12 protein-coding genes, 3 tRNA genes and 2 pseudogenes are annotated in these 16,273 nt (G+C 73.1%); 3 read left to right on the top strand and 14 right to left on the bottom strand.

The genetic code is table 11. From position 1 onward, the window contains the following. Positions 1–11: 11 nt before the first annotated feature. The 14 genes and pseudogenes from ACN27J_RS22100 to ACN27J_RS22035 form a co-directional block, all read right to left on the bottom strand. Positions 12–989: an NAD-dependent epimerase/dehydratase family protein gene (locus tag ACN27J_RS22100; RefSeq protein WP_421369144.1), complete on the bottom strand. Its 978-nt coding sequence runs from the start codon at positions 987–989 to the stop codon at positions 12–14. 109 nt (positions 990–1,098) lie between these two features. Continuing rightward, a pseudogene (locus ACN27J_RS22095) lies at positions 1,099–1,665 on the bottom strand (flavin reductase family protein); the annotation flags it as partial. 17 nt (positions 1,666–1,682) lie between these two features. Then, complete coding sequence (locus tag ACN27J_RS22090; RefSeq protein WP_421369142.1) at positions 1,683–3,416, bottom strand: ABC transporter permease; 1,734 nt, start codon at positions 3,414–3,416, stop codon at positions 1,683–1,685. Continuing rightward, complete coding sequence (locus ACN27J_RS22085; protein WP_421369140.1) at positions 3,407–4,177, bottom strand: ABC transporter ATP-binding protein; 771 nt, start codon at positions 4,175–4,177, stop codon at positions 3,407–3,409. Before ACN27J_RS22085 ends, ACN27J_RS22090 begins: the two co-directional genes overlap by 10 nt. A 98-nt stretch (positions 4,178–4,275) precedes the next feature. Then, positions 4,276–5,919 (bottom strand): cation acetate symporter, encoded by a 1,644-nt coding sequence (locus ACN27J_RS22080; protein ID WP_278173034.1) that lies wholly within the window; start codon positions 5,917–5,919, stop codon positions 4,276–4,278. Between the two features lie 9 nt (positions 5,920–5,928). Then, entirely contained in the window at positions 5,929–6,348 is a 420-nt protein-coding gene (locus tag ACN27J_RS22075) for a hypothetical protein (protein WP_421369137.1), read from the bottom strand. A 137-nt stretch (positions 6,349–6,485) separates the two neighbouring features. Then, a tRNA-Phe gene (locus ACN27J_RS22070) sits at positions 6,486–6,559 on the bottom strand. 108 nt (positions 6,560–6,667) lie between these two features. Beyond that, positions 6,668–6,741, bottom strand: a tRNA-Asp gene (locus ACN27J_RS22065). A gap of 31 nt (positions 6,742–6,772) precedes the next feature. Then, a tRNA-Glu gene (locus ACN27J_RS22060) sits at positions 6,773–6,848 on the bottom strand. Between the two features lie 124 nt (positions 6,849–6,972). Beyond that, positions 6,973–7,875, bottom strand: coding sequence for a polysaccharide deacetylase family protein (locus ACN27J_RS22055; RefSeq protein ID WP_421369135.1), 903 nt, complete (start codon positions 7,873–7,875; stop codon positions 6,973–6,975). A 133-nt stretch (positions 7,876–8,008) separates the two neighbouring features. Further along, a complete protein-coding gene (locus tag ACN27J_RS22050) occupies positions 8,009–9,046 on the bottom strand; it encodes a MerR family transcriptional regulator (RefSeq protein ID WP_421369133.1) in 1,038 nt (345 codons plus the stop codon). Continuing rightward, complete coding sequence (idi, locus tag ACN27J_RS22045; protein WP_421369131.1) at positions 9,036–9,641, bottom strand: isopentenyl-diphosphate Delta-isomerase; 606 nt, start codon at positions 9,639–9,641, stop codon at positions 9,036–9,038. Before idi ends, ACN27J_RS22050 begins: the two co-directional genes overlap by 11 nt. Beyond that, positions 9,638–11,125: a phytoene desaturase family protein gene (crtI, locus tag ACN27J_RS22040; RefSeq protein WP_421369128.1), complete on the bottom strand. Its 1,488-nt coding sequence runs from the start codon at positions 11,123–11,125 to the stop codon at positions 9,638–9,640. Before crtI ends, idi begins: the two co-directional genes overlap by 4 nt. 33 nt (positions 11,126–11,158) lie before the next feature. After that, positions 11,159–12,331: a polyprenyl synthetase family protein gene (locus tag ACN27J_RS22035; protein ID WP_421369125.1), complete on the bottom strand. Its 1,173-nt coding sequence runs from the start codon at positions 12,329–12,331 to the stop codon at positions 11,159–11,161. Positions 12,332–12,396: 65 nt separating this feature from the next. Here ACN27J_RS22035 and ACN27J_RS22030 point away from each other — a divergent pair. From ACN27J_RS22030 to ACN27J_RS22020, 3 genes and pseudogenes are all read left to right on the top strand, one after another. Beyond that, positions 12,397–13,296: pseudogene (locus ACN27J_RS22030) on the top strand (phytoene/squalene synthase family protein); the annotation flags it as partial. Between the two features lie 131 nt (positions 13,297–13,427). Then, positions 13,428–14,744 (top strand): cryptochrome/photolyase family protein, encoded by a 1,317-nt coding sequence (locus tag ACN27J_RS22025; protein WP_421369122.1) that lies wholly within the window; start codon positions 13,428–13,430, stop codon positions 14,742–14,744. A 124-nt stretch (positions 14,745–14,868) separates the two neighbouring features. Then, positions 14,869–16,254 carry a dihydrolipoyl dehydrogenase family protein gene (locus ACN27J_RS22020; protein WP_421369119.1) on the top strand — a complete coding sequence of 462 codons (1,386 nt, stop codon included), beginning with the start codon at positions 14,869–14,871 and terminating at the stop codon, positions 16,252–16,254. Positions 16,255–16,273 lie beyond the last annotated feature (19 nt).

Below are 16,273 nucleotides of genomic sequence, written 5' to 3'. Positions count from 1 at the left end.
GCCGCCGCCGATCAGCCGAGTCGCTGGCGGAAGTAGGCGATGGTGCGGCGCAGCCCGTCCTGCGGATCGACCGTCGGCTGGTAGCCGAGCCTGGTGCGGGCCAGGGTCAGGTCCGGACGGCGCATCTCCGGGTCGTCCGAGGAGCGGGCGACCAGGTTGATCGTCGATGAGCTGCCCACCAGTTGGACGATCTGCTCGGCCAGCTCCCGCATGGTCAGCTCATGCTCGGTGCCGCAGTTGATCGGCCCGGTCTCGGTGGAGTCGAGCAGTGCGACGATCCCGGTCACCAGGTCCGCCACGTAGCAGATCGACCTGGTCTGCCCGCCGGTGCCGTGCACGGTGATCGGCTCGCCGCGCAGCGCCTGGCTGATGAAGGTGGGGATGGCCCGGCCGTCGTCCGGCCGCATCCGGGGCCCGTACGTGTTGAAGATCCGCACAATGCCGGCGTCCAGTCCGCGGTACCGGTGGTACGCCATTGTCGCCGATTCGGCGAACCGCTTGGCCTCGTCGTAGACGCTGCGCACCCCGATCGGGTTGACGTTGCCCCAGTAGGTCTCCGGTTGCGGGTGCACCAACGGGTCGCCGTACGCCTCGGAGGTCGACGCCATGATGAACCGGGCCCGGTCGGCGACCGCCCGGTCCAGCAGGTGCAACGTGGCGAGGGAGCCGACCCGGAGGATCTCGATCGGCAGCGTGGCGAAGTCCGTCGGGCTGGCTGGCGAAGCGAGGTGCATGATCGCGTCGAACCGCTGACGCACCGCCGGGTGATGATCCGGCAATCCGTCCGAAATGTCCGCCTCGACGAGGGTGAACCGAGGTTCGTCGGCGAGGTGGGCGACGTTCTCCTTGGAGCCGGTGACGAAGTTGTCCACCGCCACCACCGCACAACCACGCGCGACCAACCGGTCGACGAGGTGGCTTCCGACGAAACCAGCACCTCCGGTGACCAGCACTCGATGGCCGTCGCCGAATCGGGGAACAGGCAGCATGCTCCCGAGCCTAGTGGTAGCACCCCGGCCGGGCAGCGGTTGCCACCCGGGTCGGGCCGGGTGGTGCGCTCCGGACGCTCCGGACGCTGCGGAACGTGCCCGGACCGAGCTACCGGCCGCGCGGCTCGCCGAGTTCGCGGTACCGGCCGCGGTAGTGGATCAGCGGCCCGGCGTCGCCTTCGTCGCCGACCGTGACCGACTCGACGGTCGCCTCCACCAGCATCGCCCACCCGTACGGTCGGGCGTCGTCGAGCCGGCAGCCCGCCCACCCGCTCGCCCCCGCGAGGACCGGGCCGTACCCGGTGGACTGCCAGTCCGCTGCCTTGAACGGTCCGCCCGGTGCCGGCATCAGCCCAGCGAACCGGTCCGCGAGCTGCCGATGCGCCGGACCCAGCGGAACCATCGCGAACCTGCCCGACTCGCGGAGCACCTCCCACAGCTGCGACTCCTCGTCGAGCAGCCCGAGCAGTCGCGGCGGGTCACCGTCGGCCAGCACGGTCGACGACACGGTCAATCCGGCGAGCGGAGCCGACCCGCCACCGGCCGTCCACAGCGTTACCGGTGCGGCCAGCCGGCCACGTAGCCGCCGCGCGGGCGAACGGTCCTCACTCGCCGTGGCGAACGGGTCGCGATAGTGGATCTCGGCACCGGGCTCGGGATGATTCACGTGAAACATTGTGACCCAGTCGGGAGTCACCGGCGCGGTGTCACCGTGGCGAGCAGCTCCGGCATGCGTCGGTCCAGCAGGTCACCGGTGATGTACAGGCCCAGGGCCACCGCACCCAGGCCGTATCCGACGCCGACCGGCAGGGCAAACCAGTACCAGACCTCGCCGAGCAGCGCGGTGGCGAGCACGATCGGCACCGCAGCCGCCGCCGACGCGACCATCGCCACCAGCGCCAGCATGCTCTTCGCCACGCCGGCACCGCTGTTCAGCGCGAACGGATTCGACGTCTCCGGCAGCGAGTAGGCACCGACCACCGAGACGATCAGGTTGACCGCCAGCCCGGCACCGTACGCGGCGAACAGCGTCCCGGCGGCGACCGGGATCCAGCCCGGTTCGCGCAGGAACAACCCGAGGCCGGCCGAGATCACCACCAGCAGCGGCACGATGTAGACCGAGAACCCGACCACCCGGGCACGCAGCTCCAGCCGACCCGGCACTCCGGCGATCACGTTCGCCGCGTACGCGCTGCCGTCGAATCCGAACTGGTTGGCCAGGGTCACGGCGGCGAGCGCGCCGACGAAGAGCATCGAGATACTGACGCTGGTCGCCGACGCGGTCAGCCCGACGTCCAGCGAACCGTCCGGGTCGTAGGTGAAGGCGCTGAAACCGCCGACGTTGATCAGCGCCGGGATGAACACCCCGACCACGGCGACGGTGATCAGGTTGGCCCGCCGCCGCATGTCCCGCCACCAGTAGCGCACCTCCCGGGCGACCAGAGCGCCGTACCGGTCGCGGGGGGTCCGGGTGAGCAGCCGGGGAAACAACTGACTCACCGGGGTACCGGACGCAGCGGCCACCGCCCTGGCCGAGCCGCCGCTCGCGGTGCCGACCATCGCCGACTCCAGCGACCTCGACCACCACCGGTACAGGCCGGCCAGGGTGGCGGCGGTGACCGCCAGCTTGACCGGCACCGCCCAGAGCCGTCCGTCGACGACGTCGAAACCCATCGTGTACGGGGCGGCCAGCGGGGTCCAGCCGAGGATTCCCGCCACCTCAGCCAGCTGGTCCCAGTCGGCGTTGCCCAGCCCGCCGATGACCAGCAGTTGCAGCGGGCCGAGCAGGGCGGCCAGCACGGCGAGCAGCACCGCGGCCAGGTCACGCACCCGGCGCGACCGCAGCATGCCGGCGAACGCGCTGGTGATCGCCCGACTGCCCAGGACGCAGAGCAGCAGACCGGCGGCGACCCCGACCAGTTGGACCGCGCCGGCCAGCGGGCCGCCGAGCAGCGCCGCGCTGAGCACCAGGCCCAGGCTGGCCAGGCCGGTGGCGATCGACGGCACGCCGATCAGTCCGGTGACCAGCAGCCCGGTGACCATGGTCCGCCGGGGCAGCGGCAGCAGCGCGAACCGGGCCGGGTCGAGCGTCTCGTCCACGCCGAAGAAGGCCAGTGGCAGCAGCAGCCAGCCGAGCACCAGCAGGGTGCCGCCGAACCCGGCGGCCAGCAGCATGCCCTGTTCGCTGTCGACGAACCCCGGCGCGGCGAGGATCAGGAAGCCGTTGCCGGCGAACCACAGCCCGGCGATGATCCCGCCGATGAACAACGCGATCCGCCAGCCCTGGCCACGTAGGTTGTTGCCCATCACCCGTAGCTTGAGGCGGACGAAGTGCCGGGCCCGTACCGGGCGCCGGCCGGCGACGGCGGGCACCCCGGCGGTCGACCCGGTCACCGCCACGCCGGTTCCCGGCCCGGTCACAGCCATGCCAGTTCCTCCCCGGTGGCCGTGCGACCACCGACGACGTCGACGAAGACCTCTTCCAGCGACCGCCCGGCCCGTACCTCGTCCAACGTGCCGACCTTCTTGATGACTCCGTCGGCGAGGATCGCCACGTGGCTGCAGAGCCGCTCGACCACGGCCATCACATGGCTGGAGAAGATCACCGTGCCGCCGCCGGCGACGTACCGCTGCAGGATGTCGCGAATCAGCGCGGCGGAGACCGGGTCGACCGCCTCGAACGGCTCGTCGAGCACCAGCAGCCGGGGGCCGTGCAGCAGCGCACAGGCCAGCCCGATCTTCTTCTTCATGCCCGCTGAATAGTCGACCACCAGGGTGCGTCCGGCGTCGTCGAGCGCCAGCACGTCGAGCAGTTCGCCGGCCCGCTGGTCGACCACCGCCGGGTCCATGCCGCGCAGCAGACCGTGGTACGCGAGCAGCTCGGCACCGGTGAGCCGGTCGAACAGCCGCACCCCGTCCGGCAGTACGCCGAGCAGTTGCTTCGCCCGCACCGGGTCGGCCCAGACGTCGTGGCCGAGGACGTGGGCGTGGCCGGCGTCCGGCCGTAGCAGCCCGACCGCCATCGACAACGTGGTGGTCTTGCCGGCACCGTTCGGGCCGAGCAGGCCGTAGAAGGAGCCGACCGGGACGTCCAGCTCGACCCCGGCGACCGCGACCTTGTCGTCGAACCGTTTGGCCAGGCCGCGCAGGACGAGCGCCTGCCCGCCGGGCTGGGCAGCATCTGTCATGGTCCGACGGTAACTACCGGCACCCCGGATACGCTCCCGCTGAGGGAGGATCCGGCTCTCATACCCGGGCACGACGGCGACACCGACGCCGCAGGATGTCACGGGCGCAGGCTCTCCGGCGCGTGCAGTCGCAGCATGAGGGCGTTCACCTGACCCGGCAACCGCCGCCGGGTGACCACCGACACCAGCATCATCACCGCGAACGCCAGCGGCACCGTCCAGGCCGCCGGCTGGGCGACCAGGACCGCCGGCCAGCCGGTCAGTGGCGGACCCAGCACGGTCCACAGCACCGCGCCGACGGCGGCGCCGCCACCGGCGACGATGCCGGCGGCGGCACCGGCGTCGGTCAGGCCACGCCACCAGATGCCGAGCACCAGCAGCGGGCAGAAGCTCGACGCGGCCACCGCGAACGCCAGCCCGACGACCTGCGAGACGTCCAGGCCGGAGACGTTCAGCGCGAGGACCATCGGCACCGCGCCGGCGACCAGGGTCGCCAGCCGGAACCCGCGTACCGAGTTGCGCCGCAGCACGTCGGTCGAGACCGCCCCGGCGACGCTGGTCAGCAACCCGGACGAGGTGGACAGGAAGGCGGCGAACGCCCCGGCGGCGACCAGCGCGGCGAGCAGCTGACCGAGCAGTCCGCCGCCGAGCGCCGCCTCCGGCAGCAGCACCACGACCGCGTCCGAGCGTCCGGTCATCAGCAGTTGCGGCGTGTACACCCGGCCGAGCACCCCGTACAGGGTGGGGAAGAGGTAGAACAGGCCGACCAGGGCCAGCACCACCAGCGTGGTCCGGCGGGCGGCGGCACCGTCGGGGTTGGTGTAGAACCGCACGAGTACGTGCGGAAGCCCCATCGTGCCGAGGAAGGTAGCCAGGATCAGCGAATAGGTGGCGAACAGCCCCTGGTCGCCCCGGTCCGGGTCACCGGGCAGCAGCCAGGCGGCTCCCCGGTCGGCTTCGGCCCCGGATACCTCGGGGACCCGGTCCCCGGCGGCGAAGGTCAGCTCGGTGCCGGGGGTCACCTGCTCGGTCCGCCCGTCGGCGTAGTTGAGCGTCGCGGACCGCTCGACCACCACGGTGGTCGCCTGGGTGAAGGTCAACCCGTCCGGTGGGCTGACCGGCGGCCGTCCGTCGGACTGCCACTGCATGGCCAGGAAGACCGCCGGTACGGCGAGCGCGGTCAACTTGAGCCAGTACTGGAACGCCTGCACGAAGGTGACCGCCCGCATGCCGCCGAGCGCGACGTTGGCGGTGACCACCCCGCCGACCAGCAGCGCTCCCAGCGGGTACGGCGCGCCGGTGACCGTGGCCAGGGTCAGCCCGGCGCCCTGCAGCTGGGGCAGCAGGTAGAACCAGCCGATGAAGATCACGAAGACGGTGGCCAGCCGGCGCAGTCGCCGGGAGCTGAGCCGGATCTCGCAGAAGTCCGGCAGGGTGAACGCCCCGGACCGGCGCAGCGGGGCCGCGACGAACAGCAGCAGGGCCAGGTAGCCGGCGGCGAAGCCGACCGGATACCAGAGCACGTCGACGCCGTACTTGAGGATCAGGCCGGCGATGCCGAGGAACGACGCGGCAGACAAGTACTCGCCGCTGATCGCCGCCGCGTTCCAGGACGGGCTGACGGTACGCGAGGCGACCAGGAAGTCGGACGTGGTGCGGGCCAGCTTCAGCCCGTAGAAGCCGATCGCGACGGTCACCAGGGTGACCACGACCAGTGCAGGGATCACGTACGGGTTGGTCATCGGCGCCGCTCAGCGTTCCGGCCGGCGGACCAGCGCGACGAAGTCCTGTTCGTTGCGTTCGGCGAGGTGGACGTAGGTCAGGCCGACCGCCACCAGGAACGGGAACGCGGCCACCCCGAGCAGCAGCCACGGCAGGTTGACGCCGACGATCTTGATCTCGGCGACGCCGGGGGCGATCGCGAACAGCATCGGCAGCGACCCGAGGCCGACCACGACCACCACCGCCAGCCGTATCGCCAACGCCAACTGTGCCCGGACCAGGCCGCGTACCAGTGCCTCGCCGATCTGGGTCTGCTCGGCCAGGTCGGTACGCAGCCGGTCGGCGTCCCCGCGCCGGCCGACCTCGCCCAGCACGATCCGCACCCGCCGGGGTGGCGGGTCGGCGGGCGCGGGCGCCGCAGCGGGCCCGGTGCCGTCGTGTTCGGCCATGCCGGCAGTCTCACGGCCCGTCGCGGAATGTCAAGGGCAGTCCCCGGCGCAGACGGATCCACGGCGCGTCGTCCGACAGCGAAGCGCCCAACCGCAGGAGGCGATTGGGCGCTGCTGAAGCCCGGCGAGAGGCTTTGTGGCCAGGGGCGGGGTCGAACCGCCGACCTTCCGATTTTCAGTCGGACGCTCGTACCAACTGAGCTACCTGGCCGGGTGTCCGGGACATCATACCCGCCTGCCGGTGAGGACACCGGACCGGTCGGGTCGGCCCCGAAAACGAAACGCCGCGCGTGGGAAACGCACGGCGATCGGCGTTGCGCGGTCCTGACGGGACTTGAACCCGCGACCTCCGCCTTGACAGGGCGGCGAGCACTCCGACTGCTCCACAGGACCTCGGTGTTGCTCCGGCCGGTCGGTCGGCCGGTGGTGCCCCCAACGGGATTCGAACCCGTGCTACCGCCTTGAAAGGGCGGCGTCCTGGGCCGCTAGACGATGAGGGCGGCCCCGTCATCATCGCACATCGCGACTCCGACGGTAGTGCTCCCATCCGGCCCCGCCGGAAGCTTGCGAAAGCATACGTGACGAGTATGCCCCGGACCAAACCAGATCGGCGAACCGGACGGATCAGGGGGAAAGGCTAGCACCGAGCAGGGTGATGCCGTACCGCTGCCTCAGCTCGTGGACCACGGCCGGGAGCGCGGCGACGGTGGCCGACCGGTCACCACCGCCGTCGTGCAGCAGGATGATCGACCCGAGCCGAACCTCGGCGGTGACCTGCGACACCAGCTTCTCCTTGGTGGGCTTGCGCCAGTCCTGCGGGTCGACGTCCCAGTCCAGCGGGACCATCCCCAGCTCCTCGACCACGGTGACCACCTTCGGCGTCCACAGCCCGCCAGGGTGCCGGAAGAGCTCGATCGGCACGCCGGGCACCACCTTGTGGATCTCCTTGTTGGTCCGCAGCAGGTTGGCCCGGATCTCGTCGGGCGACTGCGAGCCGAGGTCGAGCTCGTGGCTCCAGGTGTGGTTGCACAGGGTGTGCCCCTCCCGGACCATCCTGACGACCAGCGCCGGATACCGCCGCACCTGGGCGCCGACGACACAGAACGTGGCCCGCGCCCCGGCCGCCCGCAGCTCGTCGAGGATCAGCGGCGTCCACTTCGGATGCGGCCCGTCGTCGAAGGTCAGCGCCACCTGCCGACCGCCGGTACGGCGTTGCAGCAGGCGCTCGTCGACGGCCGGCCGGGCGGACGCCCCGGGTGAGCCGCTGGTCACGGCGGACGACGGTGGCTGGTCGCCGGGGTCGGCGGTCGGTGCCGGCACCGGGTCGCGGGGGCCGGGTGAGGGCACCGGCTCGGGGGGTGGAACCGGGCGGTCCGGCGCGGCACCGAGAGCGGCGGTGGCCGGCACCTGCGCCGGTACCTGCCGGGCACCACGCAGCGCGGCGATGCTTTCGCTGCCGACCAGCAGCGCGAACACCGCCAGGCCTGCCGCGACCATGGCACGTTTCGACACGGTGCGTTTCGACATGTCGACTCCGGGCGAGGGGGTGGACGGAGATCGAGCGAAGCACACGTTAGTCGATCAATCCGCACAACTCGACCCCGCACATCGGACACCAGGACTGCCGGCCGCCGGCGGTGACGGGAAGTGCCGCCAACAGCTACGGGACGTGCTGCTGGCCGATGGCCCGGTCGGCGGACCGGCAGAGGGTGACCGCGTCGGTCAGGTCGGCGCAGTGCCGTACCCCGTCCGGCAGCTCGGTGACCGGCCAGCCCGGCCCGACCGCCAGGACCAGCACCGGACGGTGCCGTCCGGATCGGGCCACACGCAACTGCCCGAGGTCCGCGGTCGCCGGGGTGTGCGACCAGAGCACGACGGCGGCCGGCCCCGTCCGATCGACCGCGGCGACCAGCGCGGTCGCCGGCACCCGGGCACCGAGCAACCGGGCGACCACGCCGACCTCGACGAGTGCGGCGGCCAGCGCCTCCAACGGCAGGGTGTGCTGCTCCTCGTCGGTGCAGGCGAGCAGCGCACCGGGGCCGCCGCCGACCCGGCCGGCGGCGGTCGCAGCGGGGACCCGGCTGGTGGCGGTCGCAGCGGGGAGCAGGCCGTCCAGCGGGCGGTCCGACGGATCATCCGGCGGGGCCGCCGAAACCGGCCCGGTCACCGAGGCGAACGCGGCGGAGACGCACCGGGACAGCAGATGCTCCACCTCGATGAAGCCGGCGGTGGCCGCGTACCGGTCACCGACGCCGGCCAGCACCGGGCGGACCACCCGGTCCCAGGTGGCAATCACCCCGTCGGTACGCAGCCCACGCTCGATGATCTCCCGCATGGCCCGGTCGTCCAGGCGTACGGCGGCCCGGGCCAGGCCACGGGCGGCCGGGCCGGCGGTGCCGACCGCGATGGTGTGCCCGCCGCCGGCCCGGCCCGGCCCGGGGCCGGCGGGGGCGGCGGGGGCGGGTGGAGCCGCGTTGCCGCGTGCCCACCGCGCCGCCTCGGCCGGGGACACGCCTTCGGCGGTGAGCCGGCGCATCACCTCCAGCCGGGCCAGATCCTCCCGGCTGTACCGGCGATGATGCCCCTTGACGTGCCGGGTCGGGCCGAGCCCGTACCGCTGATGCCAGGTGCGCAGCGTGGTCACCGCCACGCCGAGGCGGCGTGCCACGCTGCCCGCGCTCAGCGCGTCATCGCTCACCTGGCCGCTCCGCAGCCGCGCTGTGCCGCTCCGCAACCGCACCGTGGTCCCGCCGGCCCGGCGCGAACAACTGGTCGACCACGCCGGCCAGCCACGGGGCGTAGGCGTGCGGGTCGTCGGTCAGGCCGGCCCGCAGCTCGTCCGGCGGCATCCAGCGCAGCTGCGCGATCTCCGCCGGATCGGGCCGCAGCGGGGTGGCCGGGTCGAGCTCCCCCAGCAGTACGTGGTCGTACTCGTACTCAGTCCGGCCGGTGACCGGGTCGGTGGCCTGGTAGGTGTGCACACCGAGCTCGGTCAACGGCACCGGCGCGACGCCCACCTCCTCGCCGAGCCGGCGGTTGGCCGCCTCGGTCACCGATTCGCCGGGCAGCGGATGGCCGCAGCAGGTGTTCGCCCAGCGCAGCGGGAACCGGGTCTTCACCGCGGCCCGCTGTTGCAGCAGCAGTTGGCCGGCCGGGTCGACCAGGATCACCGAGAACGCCCGGTGCAGCTGGCCCGGCGGCTGGTGGGCGGCGGCGACGGTAGCCGATCCGACCGGTCGCCCGGCCGGGTCGACCAACTCGACCAGATGGCTCTCCCGCGACGTCCCGGTCATCGGGCACCCCCCGCACCGGTGATCCGACCGGCGGCCAACTTGCCGGAGATCAGCACCATCGGCACGCCGACCCCCGGCTGGGTGCCGGAACCGACGAAGACCACGTTCTCCAGGGTGGGATGCAGGTTCCCGGGTCGGAACGGGCCGGTCTGGAACAGGGTGTGCGCAGCGGCGAACGGTGTCCCGGCGGCCATTCCGGCGTCGGCCCAGTCGGCCGGGGTGGTCACCTCGCGGACCTCGATCCCGTCGGCCAGGCCCCGGTAGCCGCGCTCGGCCAGGGTGGCGATCAGCTCGTCGGCGTACCGCTGCGGCAGGTCGCCGCGCCAGTCCAGCCGGCCGCTGTCCAAGTTGGGCACCGGAGCGAGGACGTAGTAGGTGTGCCCGCCGGGCGGGGCCACCGACGGGTCGGTCCGGCTCGGGTTGGTGACCAGCAGCGACGGGTCGCTCATCAGCTCACCCCGACGGATGACCTCGTCGAAGGTGCCCTTCCACAGCCGGCCGAAGTGGATGTTGTGGTGGGCGATCTGCTGGTAGCCCTGCCGGGCGCCGAGGTGCAGCACCACGCAGGACGGCGAGTAGCGCAGCCGGCGGCGGCGGGCCGGCGGCAGCAGCTCGGCGTAGGCGACGGGCAGGTCGGGGTTGAGCACCACGACGTCGGCGGGGATCCGGTCACCGGCGGCGGTGAGCACCGCGCGCGCCCGACCACCGGCGGTCTCCACCTGGGTGACCGTGGTGTCGTAGCGGATCTGTACGCCGTGCTTCTCGGCGGCGCCGGCCAGCGCCCGGGGCACCGCGTGCATGCCGCCCCGGGGGAACGACACCCCGGCCACCGAGTCCAGGTAGGCGATGACGGTGTAGATGGCCAGCGCGTCGTGGGGCGCCAGCCCGGCGTACATCGCCTGGAACGAGAAGATCCGCTGGGTACGGGGGTCGGTGAAGAACTGCTCGATCTTGGTCTGCATGCGCCGGAACGCTCCGGCGGCGAGCAGCCGCAGCAGGTTGCCGGTGAGCAGGTCCGGCGGGCTGTCCAGGTTACGGTCGATGAAGTCGGCCCGCTCCAGCTGCCACAGCCGCCGCGCGTAGTCGACGAAGCGCAGGTAGCCGTCGGCTTCGCGGGGGCCGCAGACCCGGGCCACCTCGGCCGCCATCCGGGCGGTGTCGGTGACGACGTCCAGAGTGGACCCGTCCGGATAGTACGCCCGGTAGGCCGGTTCGAGCGGGATCAGCTCCAGCCAGTCGGAGAGCTCCTCGCCGACCGCGCCGAGCGCCTCGGCGATCAGTTCGGGCATGGTCAGCACGGTCGGCCCGGTGTCGAACTCGTAGCCGTCGAGTGCCAGCCGCCCGGCCCGCCCGCCCGGCACCGACTCGCGTTCCAGCAGGGTGACCTGCCGGCCGGCACCGGCCAGGTGCAGGGCACAGGCCAGCCCGCCGAGCCCGGCACCGACCACGACGACGCGTTCGGTCGCCCCGGTCACGGTACGCATGCCGCGACCACCTCCTTCTGAACGATGCTCACATCATGCCTGCCGAGTGGTGGCGGTCACCGCCAGGCCGGTGAGCGCGCGACGGGCGGCGGCGTCGATCGGGGCGTCGGCCAGTGCGTCGACCGCCTCCCGTACCCGTTGCTCGATCAGCTGTTCCACCTGGTCGGCGGCGCCGGTCTCGACGACGATCTCGGCCAGCCGGCTCACCCGTCGATCGTTCTCCCGGTCGGACTCCCGGTCGGCGCCGGACGGCGGCCGGGTGAGTTCGGCGCGTTGCGCCTCGGTGGCCAGCTCGCGGGCGATCAGCAGCAGCACCGTCGGCTTGCCGGTCCGCAGGTCGTCGCCGGCGGGTTTGCCGGTGGTGGCCGGGTCACCGAAGACGCCGAGCAGGTCGTCGCGCAGTTGGAACGCCTCGCCGACGTTGGTGCCGTAGCGCTGGTAGGCCTCGTGGACCGCCGGGTCGGTGCCGGTTCCGGCGAGGGCCGCACCGAGGTGCAGCGGCCGCAGCACGGTGTAGCTGGCGGTCTTGTGCCGGGCCACCCGCAGCGCCCGGTCGACCGACCAGGTGTCGGCCTCGGTCTCGCCGAGGACGTCCAGGTACTGCCCGGCTATCGTCTCGACCCGCATCTGGTCGTAGCGGCGCCGCACGTCCAGCAGGGTCCGGGGTGGCACGCCGGCCTGGCCGAGCAACCGGTCGGCCCAGACCAGGCAGAGGTCACCGACCAGCACGGCGGCACCGTCGCCGAACCGGTCGGGGTCGCCGTCGCGGCCGGCCGCCCGGTGCTGCCCGGCCAGCCGCCGGTGGGCGGTGGGGCGGCCGCGACGGGTCGCGGAACCGTCCATCACGTCGTCGTGCACCAGCGCGAACGCGTGCAGCAGCTCCAGCGCGGCCAGCGCCGGCAGCACCGGAGCCAGCGGCGCGTCCGGGCCGACCACCCCGCGCCAGCCCCAGTGGGCGAAGACCGGCCGCAGCCGTTTGCCGCCGGCCAGCACGGTGTCCCGGGCGATCTGCGCGAACGGGCGCAGCGCCGGATCGATGCGGTCGAGCGCGTCGATCTCGGTGGAGAGGAAATCGATCAGGGTGTCGTCGACGGCCGCGGTCAGCAGGTCACGGCGGTGGGCCGGGGGCTGCCCAGGGGTGGCCGACCCGGCCGGCTCGTCGACCGACGCGCTGCGGTCGGTGCCGGCAACTGTGTGATTGGCCACGCGAACGAGCGTACCCTAGGGTCAGAAGTTGCGTCGATTCTTGCGTCGATAGATGAGGGGGGCCGGTGAACGTCGATCTGTCCGCTGCCTACGCGAACTGCCGTGACCTGCACCGACGGCACGGGCGGACCTACTATCTCGCGACCCGGCTGCTACCGCAGTGGAAACGCCGGCATGTTCACGCTTTATACGGATTCACCCGATACGCGGATGAGATCGTCGACCGCACCGACCAACTGCCGCCCGCCGACCGGGCAGCCGCCCTCGACCAGTGGGGGCAGCGGTTCCTCGACGGCCTGCACGGCGCCCCGGTCGACGACCCGCTGCTGCCCGCCGTACTGCACACCATCGCGGTGTTCGACCTGGACAAGGCGGACTTCACCGCGTTCCTGCGCAGCATGGCGATGGACCTGACGGTCACCTCGTACCCGCGCTACACCGACCTGCTCGACTACATGGAGGGCTCGGCGGCGGTGATCGGCACCATGATGCTGCCGATCCTGGGCAGCACCGACCGGGCCGCCGCCCGGGAGCCGGCCCGGCAGCTCGGCTTCGCCTTCCAGCTCACCAACTTCATCCGCGACGTCGCCGAGGACCTGGACCGGGGCCGCACCTACCTGCCGGACGAGGACCTGGCCCGGTTCGGGGTGACCCGGGCCGACCTGGTCGACGCCGCCCGACACCGCCGGGCGACCCCGCCGATCGTTGAGCTGATCCGGTACGAGGTCGGCCGCGCCCGGGGCCACTACGCGGCGGCCGCCCCCGGCGTCACCCTGCTCGAACCCGCGTCGCAGGCCTGCATCCGCACCGCGTACGCGCTGTACGGCGGCATCCTCGACGAGATCGCCGCGCAGGGCTTCGACGTGTTCCGTCGCCGGGCCACCGTCGGGAACCGCCGCCGGGCCGCTGTGGCGCTGCGCTCCCTGCTCACCCCGGCCGGCACCCCGGTCACCCTGCCCGGCCCGGTCGACGTCGCCGGCCCAGTCGACGTCACCGGCCCGCCGACGCAGCCGCCGCAGCCGCCGGCCACCCCCACGCCAGCGCCGACCGCACCCACACCGACCGCCGCCACGCCGACCGCGCCGTAGCGCCCGCCGTGCGTACCGCTGTCGTGCTGTTCACCCGCGACCTGCGGGTGCACGACCAGCCAGCGCTGGCCACCGCCTGCGCCACCGCCGGACAGGTGGTGCCGCTGTTCGTCCTCGACCCACGGTTGGCCGGCCGGTCGGCCAACCGCGACCGGTTCCTGCACCAGAGCCTCGCCGACCTGCGGGCGAGGCTGCGCGGGCTCGGCGGCAACCTGCTGATCCGCCGGGGCGACCCGGTCGCCGAGACGATCCGGCTGGCCCGCGAGGTCGACGCCGACGGCGTCGCCGTCTCCGCCGACATCAGCCGCTACGCCCGGCACCGGCAGCGGCGGCTGTCCGACGAATGCGACCGGCACCGCCTCGCGTACCGCGCCTTCCCTGGTCTGACCGTCGTCGACCCCGGCGCGCTGACCCCGACCAACGGCGACCACTACAAGGTCTTCACGCCGTACTTCCGGGCCTGGGCCGGCGCCGACTGGCGTACCGGATGCGCCGCTCCGGACCGGATCCGGCTGCCCGGCGGTCCCGCCGTCGGGCGGTTGCCGGCCCTGCCGGACGGGGAGTCGCCGCAGGCCGCCGCCGGGGGCGAGACCGCCGGGCGGCGCCGGCTGCGCGACTGGCTGGGCGACCTCGACCGGTACGGCGACAGCCGCCTCGATCGATACGGCGACAGCCACGACGACCTGGCCGGCGACGCCACCTCGCGGCTCAGCCCCTACCTGCGGTTCGGGTGTCTGTCCCCGCTGGAGGTCGCCACCGCCGCCGGGGACCGCGCCGGCCCGTTCGTCCGGCAACTGTGCTGGCGGGACTTCCACTACCAGGTCGCGAACGCCTTCCCCGACCTGGCGACCACCGCGTACCGGCGCGGGGCCAGCGAGCAGTGGCGGTACGACGCCGACGCCCTCGACGCCTGGCAGACCGGGCACACCGGGGTGCCGATCGTCGACGCCGGCATGCGCCAGCTGCGGGCGGAAGGCTGGATGCACAACCGCGCCCGGCTGATCACCGCCGGGTACCTCACCAAGGAGATCGGCCTGGACTGGCGGGACGGCCTCGCCTGGTTCGGCCGCTGGCTGCTCGACGGCGACCTGCCGAACAACTCCGGCAACTGGCAGTGGGTGGCCGGCACCGGCAACGACACCCGCCCGCACCGGGGTTTCAACCCGCTGCGCCAGGCGCACCGCTTCGACCCGGCCGGCGAGTACGTCCGCCGGTGGGTGCCGGAGCTGGCCGGCGTCACCGGGGCGGCGGTGCACGAACCGTGGCGGCTGCCGCTCGCCGTCCGCGCCGGCCTGGACTACCCGCCGCCGCTGTCGGAGCGCTGAGCCTGCGCCGCAGTGCTGAGCCTGGGTCGGAGCGCCGAGCCTGCGCCGCAACGCTGAGCCCGGCCGCCCCGGCCGCCCCGGCCGCCCGGTCGGCGGTGGATCGGGCTCTGACATGCTGACCCCCATGGGTGAGCCGCAGCAGGTGGACGTCGTCGTCGTCGGGTTGGGCGTGGCCGGCGAGGAGGTCGCCGGCCGGCTCAGCCAGGCCGGGCTGGCTGTGGTCGGTGTGGAGCGCCGGCTGGTGGGCGGCGAATGCCCGTACTGGGGCTGCGTACCGAGCAAGATGATGATCCGGGCGGCGAACGCGCTCGCCGAGGGCCGCCGGATCGACGGCCTGGCCGGCACCGCCGACGTCCGTCCTGATTGGACACTGGTGGCCCGGCGGATCCGCGACGAGGCCACCGCCGACTGGTCCGACACCGCCGCCGTGGACCGGCTCACCGGCAAAGGGGTACGGGTGCTGCACGGCAGCGCCCGGCTCACCGGACCCGGGCGGGTCGACGTCGACGGGCAGGAGTTCACCGCCCGCCGGGGCGTGGTGCTGGCCACCGGCACCGTGCCGGTGGTGCCGCCGATCGACGGACTTGCCGGTACGCCGTACTGGACGAACAAGGAGGCGATCGAGGTCACCGACCTGCCCGAGTCGCTGGTCGTGCTCGGCGGCGGCGCGATCGGGCTTGAGCTGGCCCAGGTCTTCGCCCGGTTCGGTGTACGGGTGACCATCGTCGAGCCCGGCGAGCGGGTGCTGTCCCGGGAGGAGCCGGAGTCGTCGGCGCTGGCCGCCCGCGCCCTCGGCGACGACGGGGTACGGCTCCGGCTCGGCAGCCGCGCCGAGTGGATCGAGTACCGCGACGACATGTTCGCCGTACACCTGTCCCAAGGTGGGCCGGAGAGCGGGCAGCGGCTGCTGGTCGCCACCGGTCGCCGCAGCGACCTCGGTGGACTCGGCATCGACACCGTCGGGCTGGACCCGGCGGCCCGGCACCTGCCGGTCGACGAGCGGATGCGGGTCACCGACGAGCGGATGCCGGTCGCCGACAGGCTGTGGGCGGTCGGTGACGTCGCCGGCCACGGCGCCTTCACCCATCTGGCCATGTACCAGGCGGACGTGGCGATCCGCGACATCCTCGACCAAGGCGGTCCGGCGGCCGAGTACCGGGCAATTCCCCGGGTCACCTTCACCGACCCGGAGATCGGCGCGGTCGGCCTGACCGAACGTCAGGCCCGCGAGCAGGGCGTGAACGTCGCGGTGGCGGTGACCGAGGTGCCGGAGTCGTCGCGGGGCTGGATTCACGGGCCGGGCAACGACGGGTTCATCAAGCTGGTCGCTGACGCCGACCGGGGGGTGCTGGTCGGGGCGACGTCGGCGGGACCGACCGGCGGCGAGGTGCTCGGCGCGCTCGCCGTGGCGGTGCACGGCGAGGTGCCGCTGACCAGCCTGCGGCACATGATCTACGCGTACCCGACGGTGCACCGCGCCATCCAGACCGCCGTAGCGCAACTCACCTGACCGTCCGCGGCCAGCTGAC

Source organism: Solwaraspora sp. WMMB762 (assembly GCF_049179115.1).
Lineage (GTDB): Bacteria > Actinomycetota > Actinomycetes > Mycobacteriales > Micromonosporaceae > Micromonospora_E.
This window is presented reverse-complemented; position numbering and strand designations above follow the sequence as displayed.